26 protein-coding genes and 1 pseudogene are annotated in these 25,932 nt (G+C 33.2%); 13 read left to right on the forward strand and 14 right to left on the reverse strand.

Translation table 11 applies throughout. From position 1 onward, the window contains the following. Nucleotides 1–63: 63 nt before the first annotated feature. The 3 genes from HM984_RS15125 to HM984_RS15135 all read right to left on the reverse strand — a co-directional run bounded on the left by HM984_RS15125 (nucleotide 64) and on the right by HM984_RS15135 (nucleotide 1,400). On the reverse strand, nucleotides 64–552 hold the full coding sequence (locus HM984_RS15125; protein WP_179349769.1) for a hypothetical protein: 489 nt from the start codon (nucleotides 550–552) through the stop codon (nucleotides 64–66). Between the two features lie 11 nt (nucleotides 553–563). Next, nucleotides 564–824 (reverse strand): YodC family protein, encoded by a 261-nt coding sequence (locus HM984_RS15130; protein WP_179349770.1) that lies wholly within the window; start codon nucleotides 822–824, stop codon nucleotides 564–566. A gap of 99 nt (nucleotides 825–923) precedes the next feature. After that, the gene (locus HM984_RS15135; protein ID WP_179349771.1) at nucleotides 924–1,400 is read right to left on the reverse strand and encodes an Hsp20/alpha crystallin family protein; all 477 of its coding nucleotides are present in this window, start codon (nucleotides 1,398–1,400) and stop codon (nucleotides 924–926) included. Nucleotides 1,401–2,121: 721 nt separating this feature from the next. On the opposite strand from HM984_RS15135, the gene HM984_RS15140 reads away from it, so the two are divergent. The 3 genes from HM984_RS15140 to HM984_RS15150 all read left to right on the forward strand — a co-directional run bounded on the left by HM984_RS15140 (nucleotide 2,122) and on the right by HM984_RS15150 (nucleotide 6,231). After that, nucleotides 2,122–3,207: a hypothetical protein gene (locus tag HM984_RS15140; RefSeq protein ID WP_179349772.1), complete on the forward strand. Its 1,086-nt coding sequence runs from the start codon at nucleotides 2,122–2,124 to the stop codon at nucleotides 3,205–3,207. Between the two features lie 167 nt (nucleotides 3,208–3,374). Further along, complete coding sequence (locus HM984_RS15145) at nucleotides 3,375–5,345, forward strand: AAA family ATPase (protein WP_179349773.1); 1,971 nt, start codon at nucleotides 3,375–3,377, stop codon at nucleotides 5,343–5,345. A gap of 157 nt (nucleotides 5,346–5,502) precedes the next feature. Continuing rightward, nucleotides 5,503–6,231 carry an SH3 domain-containing protein gene (locus HM984_RS15150; protein WP_179349774.1) on the forward strand — a complete coding sequence of 243 codons (729 nt, stop codon included), beginning with the start codon at nucleotides 5,503–5,505 and terminating at the stop codon, nucleotides 6,229–6,231. 47 nt (nucleotides 6,232–6,278) lie between these two features. On the opposite strand, the pseudogene HM984_RS17950 reads toward HM984_RS15150, so the two are convergent. Continuing rightward, nucleotides 6,279–6,412 (reverse strand): annotated as a pseudogene (locus HM984_RS17950) (IS110 family transposase); the annotation flags it as partial. A 215-nt stretch (nucleotides 6,413–6,627) separates the two neighbouring features. On the opposite strand from HM984_RS17950, the gene HM984_RS15155 reads away from it, so the two are divergent. The 4 genes from HM984_RS15155 (at nucleotide 6,628) to HM984_RS15170 (ending at nucleotide 11,130) form a co-directional block, all read left to right on the forward strand. Further along, nucleotides 6,628–7,062, forward strand: coding sequence for a hypothetical protein (locus HM984_RS15155; RefSeq protein WP_218845062.1), 435 nt, complete (start codon nucleotides 6,628–6,630; stop codon nucleotides 7,060–7,062). 331 nt (nucleotides 7,063–7,393) lie between these two features. Further along, nucleotides 7,394–9,301 carry a S9 family peptidase gene (locus tag HM984_RS15160; RefSeq protein WP_179349775.1) on the forward strand — a complete coding sequence of 636 codons (1,908 nt, stop codon included), beginning with the start codon at nucleotides 7,394–7,396 and terminating at the stop codon, nucleotides 9,299–9,301. A gap of 55 nt (nucleotides 9,302–9,356) precedes the next feature. Continuing rightward, entirely contained in the window at nucleotides 9,357–9,782 is a 426-nt protein-coding gene (locus HM984_RS15165; RefSeq protein ID WP_179349776.1) for a hypothetical protein, read from the forward strand. Nucleotides 9,783–9,843: 61 nt separating this feature from the next. Continuing rightward, nucleotides 9,844–11,130: an APC family permease gene (locus HM984_RS15170; protein ID WP_179349777.1), complete on the forward strand. Its 1,287-nt coding sequence runs from the start codon at nucleotides 9,844–9,846 to the stop codon at nucleotides 11,128–11,130. Here the strand turns inward: HM984_RS15170 and HM984_RS15175 are convergent. From HM984_RS15175 to HM984_RS15190, 4 genes are all read right to left on the reverse strand, one after another. Next, entirely contained in the window at nucleotides 11,127–11,813 is a 687-nt protein-coding gene (locus tag HM984_RS15175) for a peptidoglycan DD-metalloendopeptidase family protein (RefSeq protein ID WP_179349778.1), read from the reverse strand. The genes HM984_RS15170 and HM984_RS15175 overlap by 4 nt on opposite strands. A 144-nt stretch (nucleotides 11,814–11,957) precedes the next feature. Next, complete coding sequence (locus HM984_RS15180) at nucleotides 11,958–13,511, reverse strand: hypothetical protein (RefSeq protein ID WP_179349779.1); 1,554 nt, start codon at nucleotides 13,509–13,511, stop codon at nucleotides 11,958–11,960. Between the two features lie 123 nt (nucleotides 13,512–13,634). Continuing rightward, entirely contained in the window at nucleotides 13,635–14,204 is a 570-nt protein-coding gene (locus HM984_RS15185) for a hypothetical protein (protein ID WP_179349780.1), read from the reverse strand. Then, complete coding sequence (locus HM984_RS15190; RefSeq protein ID WP_179349781.1) at nucleotides 14,188–14,685, reverse strand: RNA polymerase sigma factor; 498 nt, start codon at nucleotides 14,683–14,685, stop codon at nucleotides 14,188–14,190. The genes HM984_RS15185 and HM984_RS15190 overlap by 17 nt, the downstream gene beginning before the upstream one ends. Before the next feature lie 266 nt (nucleotides 14,686–14,951). Between HM984_RS15190 and HM984_RS15195 the strand changes: the two genes are divergently transcribed. The 6 genes from HM984_RS15195 (at nucleotide 14,952) to HM984_RS15220 (ending at nucleotide 20,265) form a co-directional block, all read left to right on the forward strand. Beyond that, nucleotides 14,952–15,521: a DUF2911 domain-containing protein gene (locus HM984_RS15195; RefSeq protein WP_115810058.1), complete on the forward strand. Its 570-nt coding sequence runs from the start codon at nucleotides 14,952–14,954 to the stop codon at nucleotides 15,519–15,521. Between the two features lie 11 nt (nucleotides 15,522–15,532). Next, the gene (gene meaB / locus HM984_RS15200) at nucleotides 15,533–16,612 is read left to right on the forward strand and encodes a methylmalonyl Co-A mutase-associated GTPase MeaB (protein ID WP_179349782.1); all 1,080 of its coding nucleotides are present in this window, start codon (nucleotides 15,533–15,535) and stop codon (nucleotides 16,610–16,612) included. Between the two features lie 29 nt (nucleotides 16,613–16,641). After that, a complete protein-coding gene (locus tag HM984_RS15205) occupies nucleotides 16,642–17,232 on the forward strand; it encodes a hypothetical protein (protein WP_179349783.1) in 591 nt (196 codons plus the stop codon). Nucleotides 17,233–17,311: 79 nt separating this feature from the next. Further along, nucleotides 17,312–18,037 carry a glycosyltransferase family 2 protein gene (locus HM984_RS15210; RefSeq protein WP_179349784.1) on the forward strand — a complete coding sequence of 242 codons (726 nt, stop codon included), beginning with the start codon at nucleotides 17,312–17,314 and terminating at the stop codon, nucleotides 18,035–18,037. 1 nt (nucleotide 18,038) lies between these two features. After that, nucleotides 18,039–18,662, forward strand: a complete 624-nt coding sequence (locus HM984_RS15215) for a lipid-A-disaccharide synthase N-terminal domain-containing protein (RefSeq protein ID WP_020896766.1) — start codon at nucleotides 18,039–18,041, stop codon at nucleotides 18,660–18,662. Further along, nucleotides 18,655–20,265: an ArnT family glycosyltransferase gene (locus HM984_RS15220; RefSeq protein ID WP_179349785.1), complete on the forward strand. Its 1,611-nt coding sequence runs from the start codon at nucleotides 18,655–18,657 to the stop codon at nucleotides 20,263–20,265. Before HM984_RS15215 ends, HM984_RS15220 begins: the two co-directional genes overlap by 8 nt. On the opposite strand, the gene HM984_RS15225 is transcribed toward HM984_RS15220, so the two are convergent. The 6 genes from HM984_RS15225 to HM984_RS15250 all read right to left on the reverse strand — a co-directional run bounded on the left by HM984_RS15225 (nucleotide 20,252) and on the right by HM984_RS15250 (nucleotide 25,923). Then, nucleotides 20,252–20,821, reverse strand: coding sequence for a phosphatase PAP2 family protein (locus HM984_RS15225; RefSeq protein WP_115810048.1), 570 nt, complete (start codon nucleotides 20,819–20,821; stop codon nucleotides 20,252–20,254). The genes HM984_RS15220 and HM984_RS15225 overlap by 14 nt on opposite strands. Continuing rightward, nucleotides 20,821–21,048 (reverse strand): DUF8828 family protein, encoded by a 228-nt coding sequence (locus tag HM984_RS15230; protein WP_020896762.1) that lies wholly within the window; start codon nucleotides 21,046–21,048, stop codon nucleotides 20,821–20,823. The genes HM984_RS15225 and HM984_RS15230 overlap by 1 nt, the downstream gene beginning before the upstream one ends. 119 nt (nucleotides 21,049–21,167) lie before the next feature. Next, entirely contained in the window at nucleotides 21,168–22,547 is a 1,380-nt protein-coding gene (locus HM984_RS15235) for an MATE family efflux transporter (protein ID WP_179349786.1), read from the reverse strand. A gap of 108 nt (nucleotides 22,548–22,655) precedes the next feature. After that, nucleotides 22,656–23,165 (reverse strand): DUF3124 domain-containing protein, encoded by a 510-nt coding sequence (locus tag HM984_RS15240; protein WP_179349787.1) that lies wholly within the window; start codon nucleotides 23,163–23,165, stop codon nucleotides 22,656–22,658. 132 nt (nucleotides 23,166–23,297) lie between these two features. Next, nucleotides 23,298–24,770 carry a potassium/proton antiporter gene (locus HM984_RS15245; RefSeq protein WP_179349788.1) on the reverse strand — a complete coding sequence of 491 codons (1,473 nt, stop codon included), beginning with the start codon at nucleotides 24,768–24,770 and terminating at the stop codon, nucleotides 23,298–23,300. Between the two features lie 211 nt (nucleotides 24,771–24,981). Beyond that, complete coding sequence (locus HM984_RS15250; protein WP_115810040.1) at nucleotides 24,982–25,923, reverse strand: NAD(P)H-dependent flavin oxidoreductase; 942 nt, start codon at nucleotides 25,921–25,923, stop codon at nucleotides 24,982–24,984. Between the last annotated feature and the right edge of the window lie 9 nt (nucleotides 25,924–25,932).

The following is a 25,932-nucleotide window of genomic DNA, read 5'->3' on the forward strand; positions in this document are numbered from 1 at the left end:
TAATCAAGTATCTTAACAATAAAACCAACATGATTAAAAATTAAAAGGTCGCCTAAATTGTTTTTAGACGACCTCTTCAGGCTTGCTAAATTCCGATTGATATTTTTCTAAAAATTTCTTCTGTCTCGCAATCATTTGTTGTCTTAATTTATCAATGTCCATAAAGTCCTTTCCAAAATTACTTCCAAAAAAATCATCATTAAAGAAATGTTTGCTGAAAAGTGAATCTTGAGAAAAAACATCAGAAAATCCTTGATTTTCAAATCCTGAATAGTTTGAGAAAAATCGTGATTTAAAAGATTGCATCAAACTATCTTTATCAGAAAATGAGAGATTATCATACTTATCGTTGGAAGACCAAGAATAAATACTGTCATATCTAATTAAATTTCCGTTTTCATCAAATTCTTTATCAACTTTCCAAGAGCCTTTAGGCGCTTCACCTATATCAGTTTTAGTGTCTTCTTTTTCAACTTTTTTAGTTTCTTTTTCTTGCCCTTTACAACTAACACTTAACAAGCCAACCATAAATAATAAAATATACTTTTTCATTACTTTATATTTTAAGTCAAACTTAATTTCGGATTTGTTTTAAATGTTTTGAACAATCTACCAGTTTCTATCATTTTAATCAAATTGTTTTGGTGGAACACCTTTGTATTTCGTTCACCATTTTTATACCAAACACATTCCAAATAAGTGTCATTATCAACCCAACCAAATATGAAATCTTTTTTTGGAACATATTTAATAACTTGCATTTTTGGAGAAGTAAGTTTTCCTTTAACTGTTACCCATTCCCCAGATCTAAACTTTCTTGGCATAACATTATAATTTTAAAGAATTAAACTTATTATTAATAAGAGGATGCTGAAAAAATCAGCACCCTACTTAATATTTTACTCTAAAATTTAGTGAAACAATTATGAAATCTTAATGCTTCTGGCAGGCTTTTGTTTTGCTTCTTCTTTTTTTGGTAAAAGAATACTTAAAATACCATTTTCATAATTAGCATTAATCTTTTCATCGTTTACACTTTCTGGTAAATTAAAGGTTCTTTTGAACGAGGAGTAACCAAACTCTCTACGAGTGTAGTTTTCTTCCTTGTGTTCATTGTCTTCCTTTGTTTCTGTGGAAATCGATAATATTTCATTATCCAGGTTGATATGAAAATCTGATTTCTTTAAACCCGGAACAGCCATTTCTACCATAAAAGCATCTACAGTTTCCTTAATATTTACTTTTGGTAAAGTAATACCAGTATTAAAATTTGAAGTAAATACGGATGGTAGGTCTCTATTAAAAATGTCTTCTAACCAATTTGATAACGTTGGGAAGTTTTGATTTGAATTGCTGTTCGCTAAACTTCCATTTTTAGGAACAGTTGCTAAATTGTTCATAATTACAAAATTTTAAATTAAACATTATTTCAAATTTGAAATCTCTACGACTTCATTTCATTTTAAACAAATAAAATACCAAAATCGATTAATTGGTTTTTTTTAGCAATTATCAGGCAATATTCTCTGTAATCTTGTCGTAATTCTGAAAAATTGTCATATTTACCAATAATAAAATGACATATTTACATTTGGATTTTAGTTTAAAACTAGAAATTATCAAAATAAATTACTATGCACAACACCGTATAAAATTAATTGCTAGTCCTAGCCCACTTACCAAAATCCTCGCAGACTTTCTAAATGTAGCTTATGTACCAACGCATATAAAACCCTCCCACCGTCACTTCGAGTGTTCCGACCTATTTGTCGGCATGTATCGAGAAGTATCACAACCAAACATCATACTATTTACAATAATCGTATCCATCACCTAGATAGCTACAAAAATCACCCAACGCTTACACACAATACCTAAAATTTTCAGCAACCTATTCGTTTTTTTATAGCATTACGGAAAACAGTAATCAGAAGTCTTATAACTATCTTATTTTTATGGATATGTACGTAAAGTTACGTATTAAACTTTGTAAAGTTTTTCTTAGTTTTATAAACTAAGAATGGAATGCTGTTTATTTTGTTATTCGGGATTAAAAAAGGGGCAACATGAGTGATTGTATTCATATAACAAGTTACCTGCAAGCCAAAAAAATCAACACCTATGAATGTAGAAAGACTACACAGAATATTAAAAGACCTTGACCATTTAATTAAAACTGAAAAGATTGTTACACTCTTACAACAAGTTAGAGACCATCTACAGAATCAAGTTAGTCAACCAAATCAACCAGCACATCAAACGAACTTAGTAAGTGCTTTAAATAAACTATATGAAACGTTGGCGAATTCTGAATACAATAATTATTCACCTAGTTGGAAAGAAATAATTGAAGAAATAAGTGAAAATGTATTATTTGGGATTCCTTTAAAAAAAGAAATTAAGGAAATACTTTCATCGAATGCAATTACACCTGCAAAAGCTTTAGAGGATATAAAATCAATTTTTAATAATTTACAAGCATTTCAAACTGCAACTAAAAGCACTTTGACTGGATTTAAAACTTTAGGAATTGAAGAAGAAGATTTAGAACAAGGAGAATGTGAATTAGGTTATACTATTCCGAGAAATTATGTGGAAAACAAATTATCGGAATTAAAGAATGAAATCGGAGAGTTAAATTTTATTCTTAATAATATTTCAGAGGCTGTGACTGGTGAAAAGCAAGAATATAAAGTAAAAACAATTTCTTCAAGTGATTTTCTTCTATATGTAATTATTGGTCTACAAGTAGCTGACGTTCTATCAAAAGCAACCGAAAGAATATTAAATCATTACAAACAAATACTCGAAATTAAGGTTTTAAGAAACCAATTAAAAGAAAAAGGAGTTCCTGCTTCTAAAACAAAATCTATCGAAACTCACGCGAATGGAATGATGCGAGATGAAATTAAGGCTATTGCGAAAGAAGTTATTGCAGAACATTACGAAGGAGAAAATGGAAGAAAAAATGAACTTGAGAACGGATTAATAATTTCATTAAATAAATTAGCTAATAGAATTGATAAAGGTTTTAATGTAGAAATAAGAGTTGAATCGCTACCTGAACCAGAGGAGGAAGAAGAATCAACAGCTGAATATGAAGCTAAATCTGAATTAATAAACTCAATTAAAGAAAGTTCTCGAAAAATAGAATTTATTGATACCGGTGGAGAATCAATTTTAAAACTATCTGAAAAGAAACAGTAGAAAAGCCTGCAGGTAACACCGTATAAAAATAATTGCGGATTAGTGTGCTTAATCAAAGGTCGTTGCGTGTTTGTAACGTCTGATTTTCCTTCGGAAAATCCTCGCATACAAACCCGCAACTATTCTTATACATAAACGTTAGCCACAATTTGAAAAAATTACAATAAATGAAGATAAATTTAAGTGATGAGTATAAATCCCTCCAACCGTTCATTAGTGAAGAACTAAATGATTTCACATTAATTACAGGAAAAAATGGAAGTGGGAAATCTCAACTTTTGGATTTATTAAGTAAAAAATCAAGGAATGATGCGAGTGTTATAAGTGTCAGAATCGAAATTGAACCGACTTTAACCAAAATTCAATCAGAAGGAATTATAAAGGAAAATGCTAAAACGATTGGACACGACCAATGGAAAGCTATTATACATAAACATCTTACGAAGTATAAACAGCTTTCAAATACATCTAAAGAGTTTATTCAATTTATTCTTAGCAAAAATTTAAAAAACACGATTAATCAGAAAAATAGAAGAACTTTTTTAAGCGAAGAGCCACAATACAAAGAACTTATCGTAAAATTATATTCTGAAAACAATCAGACTGTTCTTGCCCCAATTGCAGATGTCAAAATTCATATGGAAAAAGATGCTTTAAGAAGAGTATTTGTTCCTGAAAATGAAAATACTATCCGTTTTATTGAAGAATTATGCAAAAGCACAGGAAAAAAAGAAACTGACTTAACTGATTCTGATTTTTTTAATACACCTATTGAAGAGCATTATATTGATGAAAATGACTTGTTTACTTCCCAAATTGAGCTCGTTTTTTACAACTATGCTAAAAGAAGAGATTTAAACAGAAAAAATTATTTTTACAAAAAGGAAGAAGGGGAAAAAAACAATTCAATTTCAGATAAAGAATTTACTAAACATTTCAAACCACCTTGGAAAATAATAAATGAGATTTTAGAATTTCATAATCTGGACTTCTACTTTAAAGGTATTGAAAAGAGTGAATTTACAATTGAAGTACCGATAGATTTCAAACTTTATAAAAAATCTTCTAATCAAGAAATTCCATTCAACGATTTATCTTCAGGAGAAAAAGTAATAATTGGTTTAATTTTAAAGCTTTTTGTTAGCGAATACTATGGTTCTGAAATGACATTTCCTGAATTATTAGTTTTAGACGAGCCTGATTCTCATTTACACCCTGAAATGTCTAAATTACTACTTGATGTCTTACAAGACACGTTCGTTAAAAATTATAACATAAAAGTTTTAGTAACTACGCATTCTCCGTCCACTATAGCGTTAGCTCCTGAAAACTGTATATACCAATTATCAAATGGAAAAAATACAAGTTTAAAAAAAATATCCAAAAACGATGCTTTAAAGATTTTAACAAGCTTTATTCCTACTTTAAGTATAGACTATAAAAATCATAAACAAGTTTTTGTTGAAAGCCCCACTGATGTTTTATACTTTCAAAATTTACACGACAAACATCAGCAAAACAAAAGTTTAGATTACAAATTATACTTCATATCAAATTCCCCAGGCAAAAGCAATTGCTCTCAAGTTTATAAAATTGTTGAAGAAATAAGAAAGTCAGGTAATACTACAGCATATGGAATTGTGGATTGGGATTTGACAAATAAACCCAAAAGTAATGTTTATGTGCACGGTCTTAACGAGAGGTACAGTGTAGAAAACTTTATTTTAGACCCAATTTACATTTTATGTCTTCTCATAGATATGGGAAATGCTCACGGAATTTGTCAGAAAATAGGTTTGGATATAACATACAATCAATTTATGATTGGAACAGAGAACGAAGATAAACTTCAGCAATTAACCTCTTACTTTTTTAATGAATTTGAAAAAAAATTTCCAGCTTATAAATATGATTCCAAAAAAGTATATTTAGAATATTTAAATAAAAAATATCTCGAAGTTCCTGAATGGTATGTAAAAATGCAAGGACACAAAATTGTAGATATGATTAAAGAAATTTTTCCAGCGTTGGATAAATTTAAAAATGAAGGTGAGCTTCAAAATAAATTATCTATAATTTTAACGAAATGCTATCCTTTTGTTCCAATAACAAGTATAAACTTATTAGAAAAAATATAAAAACTGTGGCTAACACCGTATGTAATTTATTGCTAGTTCTAGCCTACTTACGAAAATCCTTGCGGATTTTCTATCCGTGATTTATTTGCTTACTTTAGAGCTTAAAACACGCAACTAATCTTATACAAAACCGTTAGCCACCATAAGACAATCAACAATGAGAATTTATTTAATATTATTTGCTTTAGTTTCTTTCTTTATCAGTTATTGCCAAGTAAATCCTAATCACCATAAAGTTAATGGCTATTATCGAAGTGACGGAACATATGTAAAATCACATTACCGAACTAACAAAAATAATACTAATAGAGACAACTACTCAACCAAACCAAATATAAATCCCTGGACTGGTAAAAAAGGTTATATTATTCCTGACACCAGAATAAATTATCCTTCTAGAACAAACAATTCCACAGTAAACAATCGATTAAAGAAGCCAATTTTAACTTATTATCCAACAACAGGGAACTCGAAAACCGTAATGGTTGCAAAACTAAGAACAGAACCAAATCCATTAGCTGAAATTGTCGCTAGAATACCAGCGAACGCAAAAATTCAAATAATCAAAAAAGAAGATGGATATTTCAAAGTAAAATATGGAAGTTGGACAGGATATTTGAATGAAATGTATATTTCGTCTAGTGAAAAAACTTCCATCGATTATTCACAAGAAAAGCCAATTTCAACTTATTATCCAACAACAGGGAACTCGAAAACCGTAATGGTTGCAAAACTAAGAACAGAACCAAATCCATTAGCTGAAATTGTCGCTAGAATACCAGCGAACGCAAAAATTCAAATAATCAAAAAAGAAGATGGATATTTCAAAGTAAAATATGGAAGTTGGACAGGATATTTGAATGAAATGTATATAAATAAAAACTAATTATAGTGTCTAACAAAGTACTATGCTAAAAAACAAGTAAAAACTCATTAATTTTTCACTAAAGTACTTTTATAATTTCCATCATATATTAATCCCGATTTAGCTATAGCAAAGGCCTTTTTAGTAGCTTATTACACACGGAAATTAATGCTGTTTTTTTGCTCTTTCCTTGGACAACGATTCCAGTTCACTACGTTATCTATTAAATTTCATCCCTTAAATTAGTTCCATAAAACAGCTAACCATTCCTACACTAAAACTTAACCACACCTCATAAAAAAAGCACTAATAATCCTCTTAGTCCTTCTTACCTCAAACATCGTAAGCGCACATTTTAGAAAGGAAAAATCAATAAATGCCCTCATCGGATTAGGCATTAGTGTACCTTATGATAGCATGGATGACGTAGCTGATCGTGGTCTTTTATTACAAGGAGAACTCGTTCTAAAAGTCCGTTCTTGGTTTGAATTAAGACCTTATGCTGGTATGATCATAACAAATTCCAATGGTAAAGATTTAAATAACAACCCTACGAATGAAATAGCGGAATCAAAAGCCTTTTTACTTGGCGGAAAAGCGAGACTTAGAGCACCAATTCCTTGGGTAGCACCCTATCTTGAACTAGGAATAGGAGCGTCTATCGGTAAATTTGAAACCTTCACATACTACGATTATAGTGATAAAGGCGGTATCATCTATCACATCCCTATTGCATTCGGACTAGAATTAGGAAAAAACAATAATGTCGATTTAGGATTTACCTATTACTTTCAACCTTCAGTTAAGCAGTTTGTTGGAGCTATGGCGGTAGGAATCACATTTCCGTTATAGTAAAATGAGCTGTTAAACTGCCTTTCCAAATTAATCACTTAACTCATCAAGTCAAAATAGCATTATACTAAAATGCTCCCTTTTTCATGCAACACACACACATCTCAAAATACAGGTTATAGCGTGGTTATAGCATGCTTATACTATGGTTAAAGCAAGGTTAAAGCGAGTCATATCAAGGTATTGAGCGGTTTTACCCCAAATCACTAATAATTCACACATTAACTCAACTCATAAACCTGTTACACAACCACAGAAGTCTTACGCTACGATTCGATGCAATGGAAAAATCTTCTTAACTTTACACTTGCAAATTATTGAAATAGCCATTATGAAAAACACCCTCCTTATTTTCACAGTAATCCTGACAAGCAACCTAATGATCGCACAAAAAACCATGACTCCAGAATTATTATGGCAAGTAGAACGCCTTAGTGTTGTGGGTCTAGATAGCGAAGGAAAAACCCTATTTTTCACTGTAAAAACACCAAACATTGAAGACAATAGTTACGATTCCAAGTACTTTAAAATGCCTGTAGACGGTGGTGCTATCGTTGAAATAAAAGAGGAAGATGTTAAAGCTACAGACAAAAATGTATCGACAGATGGCAACCATGAATTGTTTAATACTGAGGTTCAAATTGAAGCGATTAAAGGCACAGACGTTTATAAGAATCTAGACAAATCTGATGTGTATATATTTTCAGATTTAGATATTCGCCATTGGGATACTTGGAGCGATGGTAGCTTCAACCATTTGTTTTATAAAAAAGTAGGATCAGAAGATGCCACAGGCATTGACATTATGCCTAACGAACCTTTCCACACCCCACAAAAACCATTTGGTGGTGATGAAGATTATATCTGGTCGCCAGACAGCAAAGCGATTTACTACGTCAGCAAAAAACTAAAAGGTAAAGCCTATGCTACCAGTACCAATACGGATATTTACAAATACAATCTAGCCACTAAAACCACGGAGAATATTACAGAGGACAACAAAGGATATGATACTAATCCTGCGTTCTCATCAACTGGAGCGCTAGCTTGGTTACAAATGAAAACCGATGGTTACGAAAGTGATAAAAATGACATCATTGTTTTAAACAACGGTATAAAACAGAATTTAACCCAACAATGGGATGGCACAGTAAGAAGCTTTACATGGAGTAACGATGGAAATCATGTGTATTTTACAGCAGCTGTAGATGGGACTATTCAACTTTTTAAAGTGAATTATCCAGGTAAAAAACGTATCGCTCCGGTAGTAGAACAACTTTCGGAAGGTCAATTTGATGTGACTAGTATTATCGCTCAAAAAGATAATACGCTATTAGTGACAAGAACAGACATGAACCATGCGGCTGATATTTATAGTTTCAATCTAAAAAAGAAAAGCTTTACCCAGCTAACCAATATCAACAAGGATTTATACAATAGTGTCGATTTACCTAAAGTTGAAAAACGCTACGTGACTACAACAGACGGCAAGCAAATGTTAGTTTGGGTGATTTTACCTCCTAATTTTGATGCTACAAAAAAGTATCCAACGCTATTATATGCGCAAGGTGGTCCGCAATCTCCATTATCTCAGTTTTATTCGTACCGCTGGAATTTCCAACTCATGGCGTCACAAGGCTATATTGTCGTAGCACCTAACCGTCGTGGTATGCCAGGACATGGAGTAAAATGGAATGCCGACATCAGTAAAGATTGGGGAGGCCAAGTCATAGACGATTACCTTTCTGCTATTGATGCTATCGCAAAAGAACCGTATGTAGATAACGACCGATTGGGTGCTATTGGTGCTAGTTTTGGTGGGTATTCTGTGTTTTACTTAGCAGGAATTCATAACAATCGCTTTAAAACTTTTATTTCTCACGATGGTGTTTTTGATACCAGAAGTATGTATGGTACAACAGAAGAGTTATTTTTTGTGAACCATGATTTTGGAGGCGACTATTGGGATACAACCAATGAAGCTGCACAAAAGGCTTATAATGAATTTAATCCTGTAAACAAGGTGGCAGAATGGAATACTCCGATGTTAATTATTCAAGGTGGAAAAGATTATCGTGTGCCAATTGAGCAAGGATTAGCTGCGTACCAAACGGCACAACTGCTAGGTTTAAAAAGTAAGTTATTATATTTCCCTGAAGAAAACCATTGGGTATTAAACCCTCAAAATGCACTAGTTTGGCAACACGAATTTTTTAAGTGGTTGAAGGAAACCTTATAATATGTCATACCTTTTAAGCATAAACTGAATTTATTATAACTAACCAACGTCCATAATGAGAAATATATTAGCAACCATAATTGGTTTTATTGCAGCATCTGTAACGGTTTATATCTTTGAATCTCTAATTGGTCAAAGTCTATTCCCTCTGCCCGAAGGAGCCAATGCGATGGATCTAGAATGGCTTAGCAGTAACATGGATAAAATACCAATGGGTGCAAAGATATTTGTAGTCATTGCCCACTTTTTAGGTATTGTTACAGGTATGTTTGTGGCTGCTTTAATTTCTAAAAAAAGTAGGATACCAAGTTATATTGTTGGAGCGCTAATGCTTGCTGCTACATTTTTTAATATTGTTATGCTACCTAAAGAACTTTGGTTTACACTTTCGGATGGGCTATTTGCTATTATTGGTTTCTATTTAGGGCATGTCGTAGCCTCTAAAACGATAAACACATCTAAGGCAATTCACAACACATAAATACTATAGTTTATGAATCACTTTTAAATCCTCCTTCAAATAACGAATCAGTTCTTTTAACATGGCAGATAAAATAAGTTTAAAAGACGCGATTTCTATTGGTATAGGTGGTATGGTTGGTGGTGGTATTTTTGCCGTTCTCGGTTTAGCCGTTTCTATCGCACATGGCGGAACTCCTGTAGCCTTTTTATTTGCTGGACTTTTGGCTTTAATTACATCGTATAGCTACGTAAAACTATCGCAACACTATCCGGACCGAGGAGGCACCGTAAAGTTTATCAACCAAGGATTTGGCGTGTCTATTTTTAGTGGAGCCATTAATAACTTACTCTGGATTAGCTATATTATTATGCTCTCGCTCTACGCTTCTGCTTTTGGATCGTATGCACCTAATTTATTAGAGTTGACCTCAAACAAAACAGTCGATTTTCATATTTATGCAAGCGCCATTATCATCCTTGCCACTGCCATAAATTATTATAGTATTGCTGTCGTAGGAAAGATAGAGTCTTATGCTGTGATCATAAAACTGATTATACTTTTTGGCTTTATAGGTGTTGGTGCTTATGGTCTCATCGGAAACCCTAACCTATCACAATTGGCCATTTCGCATTGGGAATCTCCAGTACAATTATTTGCAGCAGGTATGGTGATTTTTGTGGCTTACGAAGGTTTTGAACTTATTGCGAATGCGGCTCCAGATATTATCAACCCTAAAAAGAACATCCCAAGGGCATATTATGGCTCTGTCATTTTCGTAATTGTGTTGTATATAATCATTGCCATAGTCACTGTTGGCTCATTGCCTTTTGACACCATTGCCACGGCAGAAGATTATGTGTTGGCAGAAGCAGCAAAACCGATGTTAGGTCAAATAGGCTTTACTATTATAACCATTGCAGCATTAATCTCTACATTTTCTGCCATCAATGCATCGTTGTATGGAGGTAGTCGTGTTAATTTTGAAATTGCAGAAGATGACGAATTACCACATCACTTTACATCTAAACTGTGGAATCAACCTATTGGTTTACTAGTCACAGCTATTGCAACTTTAGTTTTAGTGAATATTTTAGATTTAGAAAGTATATCTACAGCCGGAAGCGTTGGATTCATCATCATTTTTGGCATCGTTAATCTTGTGGGTTTTAAAACCTCTAAAGACACGAGTAGTAATAAAATAATTCCCATCGTTGGATGTACGCTTTGCATATTAGCTTTGGTGATTTTAATTAATCAACAGTACAAATCGAACCTTACAGGTGTGCTCGTTTCTGGGGCAATTATTGCTTTATGCTTTATTGCGGAATGGATTTATAAAACTTCTGAAAAGCGAAGAAAAAGCTAAGACAACTTTAAAAGTAAATTAGGATCAGGACAGTTGTCTTTATAAAAGGCTAAATCGAGTTGATTACTCACACCTGGATAATCTCCGCTAAAATCTTGAATATCTTTTATAATCTGAAAGTGTAAATGAGGAGGATAATCACCATTAACCTCCGCTGTTCCTAGTGTTGCAATTTGGTCTCCTTGGGTTACTTCTACTCCAACTTCTAAATCTTGAATTGATGCCAAGCTTAAATGCCCATATAGGGTATAAAATTCAAGGCCTTCAATATGATGCTTTAAAATAATCGTTGGTCCATAATCTCCATGATTGGTATTGTTTTTAAAACTATGAATCGTTCCATTTAAAGGAGCGTAAATTGGAGTATGAGCCTCTATCCATAAGTCCATACCTAAGTGAATATTGCGTTCTTCCTCAGGATTTTGTTGATTAAAATAGGTGCTACGTTGGTAGATGCCACGTTTTTCCAAATAACCTCCATAAGCGATTTTAGCAGTATTGGTTTTAATATGCTTCCAAATAAAATGTTCTAAATCATCTGAAGAAGACACGTTAACAGCTTTTAATTCCGGATTATGAATTGATAAATCGAGTGTAATAAAATCGTTAGAAGTACGATCAGCATCCAACAACGAATGTGGTTGGAGTGATTTTAAAAAGGCTTCGAAAGTGAGAAATGACATAAAAACAAAATTTCCATAAAAATAGAAAATCTATCTCTTGGAAAACTGAATGTGAGTTTAATAATAAATTAAAAATCGAAGATTCGTCGCAGTCAATAAACAATTAGATGTCAACGACACGCAACCTGACATTATAATTACGCTTTAATTAATAATCACATTACTAAACTTAGCATTGACCATAATATTTCGGTTAGAATTCTGTCCATTAGGATAATTACGAAGTGTTTTTTGCGTCGTTGCTTTATTATTATACTTAGAACGGTTGCCTTTAAAATAAAGGGTATAATCTATATCTTTTGGCAAATTAATAAGCGCATCACTATTTTCTAAAACCAAATTGAGATTTTTAAAAGTCGCACTTAAATTAGAAATGGTTAAATCCCCAAAACTACCATCAATAATAGCCGTGTCTATTAAATTGCCAACTGTTACATTAGACGATTTAGAATTCAGCACTAAATTTTGAGCCGTTTTAATCTGAGCTTTATCTACAAAATTGAGATTTAAAGTTCCTAAATTCCATGTATTTACCATTACTGGAGAATAGGATACATTGATGGAAGTCTCGCTTCCATCAATGTATTCTGCTACTAAAAATGAATGTGAAATATCACCTTTCATATTATGTATTGCAGATGTTATTTTTAATTCACCATGTCTAATATTGGTCTTTAGTTTGGCTTTTTTGGGGATTTTTATTTTAATCACTTTTCTTACTTTGCTATTGTTTCCTGATTCTAATCGCTTCACCAAAATAGACGCTCTTTTATCCGCCAAATATTCATGTTTTTTAGCAAGTGCTTCTTGTCGTTTTTCTAGTGACTCTCCTCTCTTCTCCAAGGCTTCAGAGCGCTCCTCCATTTGTTTCGCTAAATTTTCTCCCCAAGCTGCCATTTTTTCTTCCCATTCTTTCCCGAATTTCTCTCCAAATTCTTCTCCCCATTTTTCCATATCCTTACCGTACTTTTCGCCAAATTTCTCACTCCATTTCTCAATATCTTTGGCCCATTTCCCTTCAAAACGTTCACCGTACTGTTCTCCCCATTTTTGCATTTTTTCTTGGTATCCTGACTCCCCAAATTTCCGTGCCCAGTCTTCCATTTTTTTCTGAAATTCCTTACCACCCTTCTTTTCATACTTTTTACTCCATTCTGCTAAGTAATTTTCTCCATCTTTTTGATATTTATCATAATCAAATTCTATAGTCATAATGCCTTTTGGTAAGGTCGGTAACTTTGGCATCACTGGCATTTCTGGCATCTCTGGCACCATTGGTATTTCTACCATTTCTGGTAACATTGGCATCATTGGCATTTCTGGCATTTCTGGTAATTCGATTAATCGGTATTCTAATTCTTTTAAAGCATTAGAATATTCTGAATGCGGAAATAAACTAGAACTACTTCCTCCTGTTGAAGATATAAGCACCCTATTACTAGAGCCTTCTACTTTTAAATTCCAGTTTTCTAAAGCTTGTTTTAATTCGGCATCAGATAATTTATCACCTTCAATATAAGCCTCAACCTCCACCACATCTTTGTTCCATGTATCTATTTCTATTTCAACATAACTGGTGTTTAAATCGACAACTACCTCTTTGTTCACTTTGATAGATTGTGATGTTTTAGTCATCTTTTTTTGTGCATAACCAAACGTGGTTAAAAGGCACATTACTAAAATTCTAATGGTGTTCATAAGTCTTGATTTTTTTTGACATACCCAGTTAAACTGAGTAAAATCTGTTCGTTTTTTGATTTAATTTGATTGATTGATTGATTGATTTTATACTACTTTGACCGTACTTAGACTGACTCGATTTTAAACACGTTCTTCAGAAAAGGCATCGTCATTAAACTCTTGTAATTTATCTTTTAGTCGCATCACTAAATTGAGTCTAAATTTTAAATTATTAATTAATGCATCTAATGTAGATTCATTGGGACCATTGGCATTTAGCTCTATAGTTAAGGCTTTGTATTCATCGTTTAGCTCTTTCAGTCGTTCCACATAACCATCAAATAATTCCTTATTCTCTGGGGTGAGTTGCACTTTAGACAATTCTAAATTAATGCTGGCTAAGTAATAATCTTCCACCTTTTTTAAGTCTGGAGACACATCACCTAAGGATTTTAGTTCGGTCTCAACAACTTTAATTGGTTCAACTATTTTTGTAGGAACCTGAAAATACTGATACCCACCATAGCTTACTCCTAACAGCAGCACAACACTTGCTGCAATATTTAAAATGCCAAATCTGTTAGTTGATTTTTGCTGCTTTGGAAACTCATTTTCTAATTTCTTAAGAAAACGGGCTTCATGATCTTCAGACATTTTTGTCTGCTGATCTTTTGAGTCTTCTTCAAATAAATTTCTAAGATCTTGTGCCATCTTTTTCTAATTTTAATGCGTCCTTTAATTTTTGTTTTCCTCGCGATAATTGCGTTCTAGAGGCGATTTCAGAAATACTTAAAATTTCAGATATTTCTTTATGGTCGTAACCTTCTATTAAATACAAGAGCACTACAAACCTGTATTTTTCAGGCAAAGCCTCAATCGCTAATTTTACGTCATCAACTGTAATACCGTCTTCAACGGTCCAATCCTTCTCATTATCATCATCAATCACACTTAAGTGATGTTCTTCTAATGCAATCAAACGTTGGTGTTTCGATTTTAAAACATCAATACATCTATTGATAACAATACGTTTTAACCAGGCTCCAAAACTGACTTCAGCTTTAAAATGTTCTAATTTTGAAAACGCATTTATAAACGCCTCTTGTACAACATCTTCGGCCTCCATTCTATCTTTAACAAATCGAAGTGCAATAATTAACATGCCGTTACAGTATTGATTGTACAATTGCATTTGCGCTTGTCTATCGTTCTGTTTGCATTTTTCAACAATATGAATTTGAAACGTACTGATTTTGGTTTTGGTTTTGATTGGTTACACCTTAAAGACGACACAAAAATTGAAGTGTTGCAAGAATCTTCAAAATATTTTCGATTTTATAAGATTTCCATAAAATTCAACGTTTGACATCCATAAAGTTAGGGATTTGAATTATCTTTAAATCTTGAATGCATAAGTTTGCATTATAATTTAACCCAAATTATTTAAGATTAACAACTATGTTAAAACGCCTCCTGATTATCTTATCCATTTTAGCATTAGGCTTGCTATTATATTCTGCATTTGTTGAAAACATTTTTTCACCGCGATTGAGTCCGAAAGATTCTGCAGAAATTACGCTTAACGATTTAAATATAAAGGTTCAATACAACAGACCTTCTAAACGCGATCGTGATGTTTTTGGAGCATTAGTGCCATTTGATAAAGTTTGGAGAACAGGAGCAAATGAAGCGACTACTTTTGAAACTAACCAATCACTTATTATTGATGGTTTAGAATTAAAGAAAGGAAAATATACGATTTGGACCGTACCAATGAAAGACAAATGGAAAGTAATGTTTAACTCTAAACAGTATGATTGGGGAGTTGATGAAAAAATGGAACCGATGTGGGATCCTAATTACGATGCGCTTGAATTTCAAGTGCCAACACAACAATTAGACGTTACTGTAGAGCGTTTTACCATTGCTTTTGATAATAAAACAGGCCATCTCAATTTAACTATGGCTTGGGATAATACGCTAATTGAAGTTCCTATTGAACTTAAGAAAGCAAGAACAGAGAAATAAACGGACTTTAGGTGGCAAATAAAAACAAGACATACAAATCTGCTTTGCATGAACAAGATGGTGTTCAATCACCAGATAGTTTAAGTCCTAATGTTGCCAAAATCATAAAAGCGAATCGAAAAAAAACCATTTCAGTCGATGATTTAGTTTCTGGGATTCTTTCAGGAAATATAACGGCTTTAAGTAGAGCAATTACCTTAATTGAAAGTACCAATCCTTCACATTCTAAAAAGGCAAACGCGATCATAACCAAATGCTTGCCTTATGCTAATACATCTATTAGAATAGGAATTACAGGTGTTCCTGGTGTTGGAAAAAGCACCTTTATCGAAGCTTTTGGAATTCACCTCACGACTTTACAAAAAAAAGTAGCGGTTTTAGCCGTAGACCCTAGTAGTAGTCTAAGTCAGGGTAGTATTTTGGGAGATAAAACTCGTATGGAGGATTTGGTTAAGAATGAAAATGCGTTTATACGCCCTTCTCCTTCTGGAAATTCTTTAGGAGGAGTGGCTAGAAAAACACGTGAAACGATTATTCTATGTGAAGCAGCAGGTTTTGATACCATTATTATTGAAACTGTTGGAGTCGGACAAAGTGAAACCGCTGTACATAGTATGGTTGATTTCTTTTTACTATTAAAGTTAGCTGGTGCCGGAGATGAACTACAAGGTATAAAACGCGGTATTATAGAAATGGCCGATGCTATTGTGATTAATAAAGCTGATGGTGAAAATTTAAAAGCCGCTAAATTAGCTAAGGTAGAATTTAATAGGGCGTTGCATTTATATCCTGCTAAGTCTTCTGAATGGTCTCCAAAAGTATCGTTATGTAGCGCACTTAAACGCGAAGGCATAGCTGAAGTTTGGAACATGATTGAAGATTATATCAAAACCACGTCAGAGAATCACTATTTTGAAACCAACAGAAACAATCAGAATAAATTTTGGTTACTGCAAACCATTGAAGACCGTTTGAAGTCTGATTTTTATAACGCTTCTAAAATTAAAATAGAATTGCCTTTACAAATCAAACTGGTTGAAGTTGGAAAAACAACTCCATTTGCTGCTGCTGAGTATTTGCTTTCTCTTTAATTGGCGCATCAAAACAACTACTCAAAATAATGAAACAGATTGAAATTAGTATTGGTTTAGCGATACTCCTATTAATGGTATTGCGATTATGCTTTACGTATCCTTATGCAGCTCTACTTATTACGCTATTGACGCTACTATTATCAATGCTTTACTTTGTTTTTAGCTTCGGGCTTTTAAATCAAATTAGATTTAGAAATTTATTTAAAAAGGAAGCTTACAAAGACATTAGCATATTACGCGTAATTGGTGCTATGGGAACCGGACTTGTTTTATCAATACTCTCAATAAGTATTCTATTCAAATTTCAAAGATGGCCTTATGGTAATATCATTTTACTGATAGGGTTAGCTAGCGTATTACCTATAGTTACTGTTGTTATTTTTAAATTTTTCACACATAAAAATAGATTTTACAAAACACTTTTAATTCGTCTTACTATAATTTCTGCCGTTGGTATCTTGTTTTTCTTCATAAAATCGGAAACACTTTTAGCGCTAAAATTTAGAGATTTCCCAGAGTATGTTGAAGCGGTAAAAAACGAAATGAAAGCCCCTGAGAATTTAGAATTACAGAAAATAACAAATGACATAAGACTAAAAATGGAATCTACAGAGTAATACCATTTACTTTAAATCATAAGATTTGCGCTGTAACACAAAAAAACGATATTTTTGTGCCGACAAAGCAATATAACGCATGACGTATCAATTCACTATTATAGTTCCCGTTTATAATGAAGAGGAAAATTTAGAACGTGTAGAATCGGAACTTTTAAAATATCTTAAAATCGCTACGGTTACAACGTCTATACTCTTTGTAAATGATGGCTCTAGCGATAATAGTCAAGTTTTAATTGAAGCTATTTGCGAACGTAACGACGCTTTTGAATACATCTTATTTAAAGAGAATAGAGGATTAAGTGCTGCGATAAAAGCAGGTTTTGATCATGTGGATTCAGAACTGGTTGGTTATATCGATTCTGATTTACAAACCGCTCCTGAAGATTTTAATATCCTTTTAGAACATATAAATTCTTATGAATTGGTTACAGGTGTACGCTCTAACCGAAAAGATTCATTTGTTAAGAATATGTCGTCTAAAATTGCCAACGGAATACGTCGTGCTTTTACACACGACGGCATGGACGATACTGGCTGCCCTCTTAAAGTTATAAGATCCGATTATGCAAAACGGATTCCTATGTTTAGAGGGTTACATCGTTTTTTACCAGCAATGATTATGCTACAACACGGACGTGTCACACAGATTACGGTGCAACATTTTCCTAGAATGGCTGGTACAGCAAAATTTGGAGTTTGGAATCGATTACTCGGGCCTTTAATGGATTGTTTTGCATATCTGTGGATGAAGAAAAAGTATATCAATTACGAGGTAGCAAAATCAAGCAAACAAAAGCTCTAATTTGAAAGACTGGATAATTTACAGTATTGGATTTTTAGCCCAGATTCTATTTTCTTCTCGGCTTATTATACAATGGATAACTTCTGAAAAACAACGTAAAGTTATCACTCCAAAAACCTTTTGGACGCTGAGTTTAATTGCTTCATTTTTACTATTTATTTATGGTTATTTACGTTTAGACTTTGCTATTATGTTAGGTCAGAGTTTAACGTATTTCATATACATTCGGAATTTACAACTACAAGGTCAGTGGCAAAAATTCCCGAAGATTGTACAATATCTACTTTTCATTGTTCCCATTTTAATTGTTGTATTCTATTATAATAACAATCAAATAGATGTAGAATTACTCTTTCAAAATGCCGATATTCCAACATGGTTATTGGTTTTAGGAATTGTAGCACAAGTCATATTCACACTGCGTTTTGTGTATCAGTGGATTCATTCTGAACGCAACAAAGAATCAACTTTACCTATGGGCTTTTGGGTTTTGAGCTTAATTGGAGCAGGTTTAATATTAACTTATGCTATTATAAGAAAAGATCCTGTACTGTTTGTCGGTCATTTATTTGGTTTAGTGATCTACGCTCGTAACGCTTATTTAATTAGACATACGAATGATTAAACTCATTGAAAAATATCCGATACTCAGTATTTTACTTTTTGTAATTGTAATGCTCGGTTTTACTATAGATGCCATTCCGGTGACCATTATGGAAGCTCGAAATTTTATTTCTGCCAGAGAAATGCTCACTGATAATAATTGGATTTTAACCACAATGAATGGTGAAGCCCGTTATCAAAAACCACCATTACCCACTTGGATTACAGCTGTTTTTGGTTATATATTTGGTATAACATCTGTTTTGGCTTTACGCTGGCCAGCACTACTATTTGTGGCAAGTATTGGGATTTCAACTTACCTTATATCAAAAAAATTAGAGCTAACTAAATCCCATAGTTTAATCAATGGTTTTATAGCATTGACCTCTTTTTATATCCTAGGTATTACGATTGAGGCACCTTGGGATATTTATACGCATGGTTTTATGTTGATGGCCTTGTATCAATTATTTATTCTGTTCCAAAATCAAAAAACTACAATTCTAAGAAGTTTACTCTTTGTCTTGTTTTTAGCGGGTTCGGTGTTATCTAAAGGGCCCGTTTCCCTTTACGTCCTTTTCTTACCTTTTATTATTGCGTATGGTGTTGCTTTTAAATATAAAGGAGGAACGCTTCATTTTTTAAAATTAGTTAGCCTTTTAGTCTTTGGAATTGTTTTAGGTGGTTGGTGGTACTTGCATGTTAGAGTTGCAGACCCTGAAACCTTTTCTGCCATTGCACAACGCGAAACTTCAAATTGGCACAGTTACAATGTAAGACCGTTTTATTATTACTGGAGCTTCTTTATTCAGAGTGGTTTGTGGACAGTTCCTGCATTTATTAGTTTGCTGTATCCTTATTTAAAAACAAGAGTCACTAATCTCAAAGCGTATCGCTTCACGTTCTTTTGGACGATTTTTGCCGTTATTTTATTATCTGTTATTCCTGAAAAGAAATCGCGTTATTTAATGCCAGTATTAATTCCATTAGCCTTAAATATTGGATTTTATATGGAGTATTTAATTCGTGAATTCAAGAATTTAAAGGATAAAAAAGAAACGTTTCCTGTATATTTTCAATTTGGTTTAATAGGCATTATAGCACTACTTTTTTGGATAGCTGGTTTCTTTTTAGGACCGTTTTTAACAGGAATTGTTCTAGCAAGATTTATCGTTTCAGCTATCGTTTTAGCCATTATTGGCTTCTTCATTTTTAAGCAGTTAAAAGCTAAAAACATTAAAGCAACGTTCTATTTAGTCATAGCGTTTATGCTCAGCGTAGGTGTTTTGGTTTTACCTTTAGCACAAGTGCAATCACAAGCAGATTACAAACCACTTTCTGAATTAGCATCAGATAACATACCGCTTTACACTTTAGATGGTGTTTCACCCGAAGCTCTTTATAATTATGGTAAAAAAATTCCCAGTATTAAAACTGAAGAGGGTATAGAACTTCCGAAAGAAAAAGAGTTTAGATTATTAACGTCAACAACAAATCCTGAAAAGATTGACGAATTAGCGAAGCTTTACACCATTGAATTTATGGCTACTTATGATTTGAACTTTTCTGATAGAGATCACAAATCACGATTAATAAATCAACTTTACAAGCTTACTTTGAAATAAATCTATCTATAAGATATAAATTTAACTTGTAAAAGCCAAAGCCAGCAATAGCACCAAAGCTTAATCCACAGATTAGATCTAAAGGATAATGAACCCCAACATAAATACGGCTATAGGCTACAATTAGACTCCAAATAATTAGCACATAAATAAGGTTCTTAAAATATGGCCGTAATAGCAAGCCAGCAAAAATTGCGGTTGACATGGAGTTAGACGCATGACCTGAGAAAAAACCGTATTTACCACAACGCGGTGCGATATAACGCGCTACATCCATAACTCCTTGTGCTCTACAAGGTCTCGGTCGTTGGATCGTATCCTTAAAAAGATTGGTCATTTGATCTGTAAACGCAATCATACCTGCAATTACAAACACCATTAACAACAAGGCTTTTAAGCCAAATTTCTTGTAAATTGTAAACAACAATACAGCGTACAATGGTATTGATGTGAATTTATTGGTAATTACCAACCATAAATTATCCCATGTATCCGATCCTAAATTATTGAGGTATAAAAAAAGTTCTTTGTCGTACTGTATAAGTTGTTCTAGCATTAATCGTCGTATCTCGCAATTTCTCTATCGTAAAAGTCTGTAGCTTGCTGAATATAGTTTTCAGTTTCAGTTTCTAGTTCCTTTTCATCGTGCTGATCAAATTCTTCAAACCACTCTACTTCATCATCTTCAAGATTAATAATAAAACGAGGAAATTCAGTATGTATAATAAATATGGCATTAGGATAATCTGTATTGTCTCCTAATATGAATTTTGGTAATTCCATTTTTTTTGAATTTTGTGTTTGAAAGTCTTCAGTTTTTCAACTTAAGTTGCAAATATATAGATTTTGAATGAGCTACTCGAGTAATATTGAAATATCAAAATACTCTTTAATATCATTCCTTAATTTGATGATTTAACGATAAGTTTTTTGGTCAGTATATTGAATCTAATAAACAATAGAATAGCCGCTACAGTTAAACCTGCAATGAGTCCAATCCAAATACCAAGGCTTCCATAAGCTTCTGCTTTCCCTAAATAATAACTAATAGGAAAACCGACAACCCAATACGAAATAAAGGTAATTATAGTCGGTATTTTTACATCTTGCAACCCACGTAACGCACCAAGGGCAATCACTTGAAGGCTATCGCTTATCTGAAAAACAGCTGCTGCTAATAATAATGTTGCCGCTATTTTCACAACTTCTGCTGTATCTACTGCATTTTCAGGATCATCTAAATCCACATACAAATCAGGAAGTAATTGGTGGAAGGCTACAAAGAGTAAAGCAAAAATTACCGCAAAAATAAACCCAACAAAAAATATAGATTCAGCAATACGTTTTAAAGCTGTAAAATCTTTTAAACCTTTTTGATTTCCAACTCTAACCATTGCCGCAACGCTCAATCCTGTGGCTACCATAAACGTCATAGATGATAGATTTAAGGCGATTTGATTAGCCGCTTGTGCATTGGCTCCTAAAGTTCCACTTAACCAAATGGCTGCTGTAAAAATTCCGACTTCAAAAAACATTTGCATTGCACTTGGCAGTCCTAAATTGCTTAGTTTTCTCATAGGTTCTTTACTTAATTCAAAGAACTTTATGTTAGTTACGTAGGCTTTTGATTTTTCGCGTTTAGCTAGTAACCACCACAAATAAGCGACCATAACAAAACGAGAAACTAAAGTCCCAACGGCTGCACCGACAATTCCCATTTCAGGAAAACCAAATTTTCCAAAAATCAACACATAGTTAATAGCGACGTTGAGTAAGTTAGCTACAATTGTAGCATACATTGGGTATTTGGTTAGCGATAAACCATCACTAAATTGTTTAAATGCCTGAAAAATTATCAGTGGTACTAATGAAAATGCTACCAAATCTAAATACGGAATCGCTAAATCGACCACTTCTTCTGGTTGATCCATAATGTACATTAAAGGCTTAGCAAATAATAAGATGCCGAATAAAACCAATCCTAAAACGGTGCAAAGAAAAAGTCCATGCTTAAACATAGATTTTCCTTTTTCGAAATTTTTCTCAGTATCAGCTTCTGCCACTAAAGGTGTAATAGCTGTAGAAAAACCAATTCCTATAGACATGGCAATAAAAATAAAGCTGTTCCCTAAAGAGACTGCCGCTAATTCTGTAGCCCCTAATTGGCCAACCATGATATTATCTACAAAACTCACAAAAGTATGACCAAGCATACCCAACATCACAGGAGATGCGAGTTTAAGATTATATCTAAATTCTTTAGTGTAGTTGCTTAAAACCATGGCGCAAAAGTACTACTTCCATTTAGTTTTAAGAATGAATTATTTAGTAAATAATAGGTGTCTTTGAAATTTTAATAGGACGCTATTAACGTCTAAAATTAAAGGCTATTAATCAATTCTTTTTGCTTGCGTTAAAAAAGATAAACCTTGTTGACCAGATGTAGATGTCATTACCCCTTCAAAAATAGGTTCAGGCGAATTTTTAGGTGTTTGCCAATCAAAAATAAAATTACCACCTGTACCACCTGCTATATCAACCTCATTAATAACAATATCTAAAGTTTCCATTGGAGTTAAGTAAACCGGGTTCTCAAAATACGTTTTTAATAAGGTACCATGTGTATCAAAATAATCTACTTTAGATAAGTACATCGTGTCTTTAGCACTTGTATTTCTAATACTTATCATTGCCGTAAGATTATACATTTTGTGCTGAGAATAGCTATAAATTTGAGAATAAACGGATAGATATGATTTTCCCGATTCTAAAGAATCAGTAGGCTGAATATTTGCTTGTCTCGTACTCCAATCAATTTTTTCGTACCCATCACCATTCGACGTTTCATTACAAGAATAAAAACCATAAAGCACTATAAATAAAACTATTACTCTTTTCATGATATGATAATTTGAGTCATTAAAAACTAATTAGTTGGCATTATTTTAGTCATTTAATAATAACGATAAATTTTAGAACTACAAATAAAAATTAAACATTATTATCTACTGCGGTAACGTGAAATACTAATTTTAACCTATTAAGGTTTTATCTAGTATTTCGTTCACTTCGTTTAAGCTATCTTCATTATCTAATAGAACGACTAAAGTATCATTAGCTTCAATAACTGTAGAACCTCCTGGGCGCACAAATTTATTATTTCGCTTAATCATTACAATAAATGCCGACCTAGGAAAATGTAAATCTATAATTCGTTTATCTACGGCAAAACTATGGGGCGGTATTAAGATTTCTTCCATTGCTGATTTAGGCAAATTAAGAATGTAGCGATCATTCTCTGCAATAGGTTTTACTTCTTCTGGCAACGCCACATTTAACCATTTTGCAAATAACGATAAGGTTGTCCCCTGAATTAAAACAGAAGTCACTGAAATAAAGAAAACAATATTAAATATCATATTGGCTTTATCAATACCTGCCAAAAGCGGATACGTCGCAAATACTATTGGAACGGCACCACGTAAACCAACCCACGAAATATAAAAGCGTCTTCTCATTTTCATTTTAAAAAACATGAGACTTATTAACACCGCTGCTGGTCGTGCAACAAGAATAAGGAATACGGAGATTAACAACCCTATACCCATGTAAGGGATAATTTGAGACGGAAATACGAGTAAACCTAAAGTAAGGAATAAGACAATTTGCATTAACCATGCTATCCCGTCAAACATTTTTAGAATTGTAGATTTATGTATTAAATCTTGGTTTCCTAAATATACGGCACATATATAAATAGCTAAGAATCCATTCCCCCCAACAAAATCAGTTGCCGAAAATGTAATAAACATCAGCGCAATTACTAAAACTGGATAAAGTCCTTCGAAACCTAACTTAATTCTATTAATAATAATCCTACTCAATTTACCAAAGGCAAAACCTGCAATACCACCCAAGATCATCTGTTGAAAAAACATGAAAATCATCGTGGGAATACTCTGATCTTGATTAATTACTAAACTTAAACACGCTAGGGTTAACACATAAGCCATGGGATCGTTACTTCCACTTTCGAGCTCTAATGTTGGTCTTAAGTTTGTTTTTAATGCTAAATTTTTTGAACGTAAAATAGAAAATACGGCAGCTGCATCTGTAGAAGACACAATAGAACCTAATAGTAAACTTTCATAAATCGTAAAATCTGTAACAAACCAAACGAATATACCAAGGGTTGCTGCAGTAAGAAAAACGCCCAGTGTGGATAAAATAAGCCCTTCTTTAAGAATGGGTTTTATGGCTTTGAAGTTGGTGTCTAGACCACCAGAAAACAATATAAAGTTAAGAGAAACGATACCAATGAACTGTGCTAATTTAGGATCATCAAAACGAATACCACCAATACCGTCTGAACCGGCTAACATTCCTATAGCTAAAAAGAGTATTAATGTTGGTACTCCAAATTTATAAGATGTCTTTCCTACTATAATACTTATAAAAAGTAATAGTGAACCTATTAAGAGGATGTTTTCGGTGGTTAAATTCATACGCTACTAGCTAAAATTAGCAAGCACAAATTTAGGTTTTTTCTTAAAAAGAAATAAGTAATTAGGAGTTTTAAAACGTCGTAATTCAATAAATTATCATCTCACAAAAAATAAAGTTAGATTTAATTTTTATGACAAAACAAAACCACCTTAATTATCATATTTATAGCTACTTAACTATAATTTAATTATCAGTACATATAAAATCTAACTATAATGTAATCAAGGATTTCTTAGCGTCCTCAAATTCACTGATCATGTCTTCAACAATTTTAGCAACTGGTTTCACATCATGAATCAATCCTGCGATTTGACCAATCTCTAGTTCACCATCTTCTAGATCTCCTTCAAACATACCACGTTTGGCTCTAGCTCTTCCCAATAATTCTTTAAGTTGTTCTGATGTTGGACTTGTTTTATAGAGTTCTTGTAAATCGTTGTAGAATTTATTCTTCACTAATCTTACAGGAGCTAATTCTTTTAAAGTTAATTGTGTGTCTCCCTCTTTGGCATCAACGACCACTTGTTTAAACGCTTGGTGTGCCGAGGATTCTTCACTCGCTACAAATCGACTTCCCACCTGTACTCCATCCGCACCCAAAATCATACAGGCTAACATGGCTTTTCCTGTGGCAATACCACCTGCTGCAATTAAAGGAATTTCAAGTTGTTCTTTTACCATTGGTATCAAGGTTAACGTTGTGGTTTCATCTCTTCCATTATGGCCACCGGCTTCAAAACCTTCGGCAACAATAGCATCGACACCGGCTTCTTGTGCTTTTAAAGCAAACTTTACACTACTAACCACATGCACCACTGTAATCCCTTTATCTTGTAACCATTTGGTCCAAGTCTTCGGATTTCCGGCAGACGTAAAAACAATTTTCACACCCTCTTCTACAATGATATCCATGATCTCTTGAACATTTGGATACAACATGGGTACGTTAACACCAAAAGGCTTGTCGGTTGCCGCTTTACATTTTTGAATGTGTTCTCGAAAAACATCTGGATACATTGAGCCTGCACCAATTAACCCTAAGATTCCCGAGTTACTTGATGCAGAAGCTAATTTCCAGCCGCTGTTCCAAATCATTCCTGCTTGGATAATTGGATATTTTATATTGAAAAGTGATGTGATTCTATTTGCCATAGTTTGAAA

Origin of the sequence: Winogradskyella pacifica (assembly GCF_013403915.1) — a bacterium.
In the GTDB taxonomy this organism is placed as follows: Bacteria; Bacteroidota; Bacteroidia; order Flavobacteriales; family Flavobacteriaceae; genus Winogradskyella; species Winogradskyella pacifica.

Bases quoted from the DNA above. Each gene is read 5' to 3' on its own strand.
- HM984_RS15150 (WP_179349774.1), top strand. From the start codon at position 5,503: ATGAGAATTTATTTAATATTATTTGCTTTAGTTTCTTTCTTTATCAGT.
- HM984_RS15235 (WP_179349786.1), bottom strand. From the start codon at position 22,547: ATGGTTTTAAGCAACTACACTAAAGAATTTAGATATAATCTTAAACTC.
- HM984_RS15175 (WP_179349778.1), bottom strand. From the start codon at position 11,813: ATGTCATTTCTCACTTTCGAAGCCTTTTTAAAATCACTCCAACCACAT.
- HM984_RS15160 (WP_179349775.1), top strand. From the start codon at position 7,394: ATGAAAAACACCCTCCTTATTTTCACAGTAATCCTGACAAGCAACCTA.
- HM984_RS15140 (WP_179349772.1), top strand. From the start codon at position 2,122: ATGAATGTAGAAAGACTACACAGAATATTAAAAGACCTTGACCATTTA.
- HM984_RS15155 (WP_218845062.1), top strand. From the start codon at position 6,628: ATGGATGACGTAGCTGATCGTGGTCTTTTATTACAAGGAGAACTCGTT.
- HM984_RS15190 (WP_179349781.1), bottom strand. From the start codon at position 14,685: ATGCAATTGTACAATCAATACTGTAACGGCATGTTAATTATTGCACTT.
- HM984_RS15125 (WP_179349769.1), bottom strand. From the start codon at position 552: ATGAAAAAGTATATTTTATTATTTATGGTTGGCTTGTTAAGTGTTAGT.
- HM984_RS15185 (WP_179349780.1), bottom strand. From the start codon at position 14,204: ATGGCACAAGATCTTAGAAATTTATTTGAAGAAGACTCAAAAGATCAG.
- HM984_RS15250 (WP_115810040.1), bottom strand. From the start codon at position 25,923: ATGGCAAATAGAATCACATCACTTTTCAATATAAAATATCCAATTATC.
- HM984_RS15225 (WP_115810048.1), bottom strand. From the start codon at position 20,821: ATGCTAGAACAACTTATACAGTACGACAAAGAACTTTTTTTATACCTC.
- HM984_RS15165 (WP_179349776.1), top strand. From the start codon at position 9,357: ATGAGAAATATATTAGCAACCATAATTGGTTTTATTGCAGCATCTGTA.
- HM984_RS15135 (WP_179349771.1), bottom strand. From the start codon at position 1,400: ATGAACAATTTAGCAACTGTTCCTAAAAATGGAAGTTTAGCGAACAGC.
- HM984_RS15230 (WP_020896762.1), bottom strand. From the start codon at position 21,048: ATGGAATTACCAAAATTCATATTAGGAGACAATACAGATTATCCTAAT.
- HM984_RS15245 (WP_179349788.1), bottom strand. From the start codon at position 24,770: ATGAATTTAACCACCGAAAACATCCTCTTAATAGGTTCACTATTACTT.
- HM984_RS15220 (WP_179349785.1), top strand. From the start codon at position 18,655: ATGATTAAACTCATTGAAAAATATCCGATACTCAGTATTTTACTTTTT.
- HM984_RS15170 (WP_179349777.1), top strand. From the start codon at position 9,844: ATGGCAGATAAAATAAGTTTAAAAGACGCGATTTCTATTGGTATAGGT.
- HM984_RS15180 (WP_179349779.1), bottom strand. From the start codon at position 13,511: ATGAACACCATTAGAATTTTAGTAATGTGCCTTTTAACCACGTTTGGT.
- HM984_RS15205 (WP_179349783.1), top strand. From the start codon at position 16,642: ATGAAACAGATTGAAATTAGTATTGGTTTAGCGATACTCCTATTAATG.
- HM984_RS15145 (WP_179349773.1), top strand. From the start codon at position 3,375: ATGAAGATAAATTTAAGTGATGAGTATAAATCCCTCCAACCGTTCATT.
- HM984_RS15210 (WP_179349784.1), top strand. From the start codon at position 17,312: ATGACGTATCAATTCACTATTATAGTTCCCGTTTATAATGAAGAGGAA.
- HM984_RS15240 (WP_179349787.1), bottom strand. From the start codon at position 23,165: ATGAAAAGAGTAATAGTTTTATTTATAGTGCTTTATGGTTTTTATTCT.
- HM984_RS15195 (WP_115810058.1), top strand. From the start codon at position 14,952: ATGTTAAAACGCCTCCTGATTATCTTATCCATTTTAGCATTAGGCTTG.
- HM984_RS15130 (WP_179349770.1), bottom strand. From the start codon at position 824: ATGCCAAGAAAGTTTAGATCTGGGGAATGGGTAACAGTTAAAGGAAAA.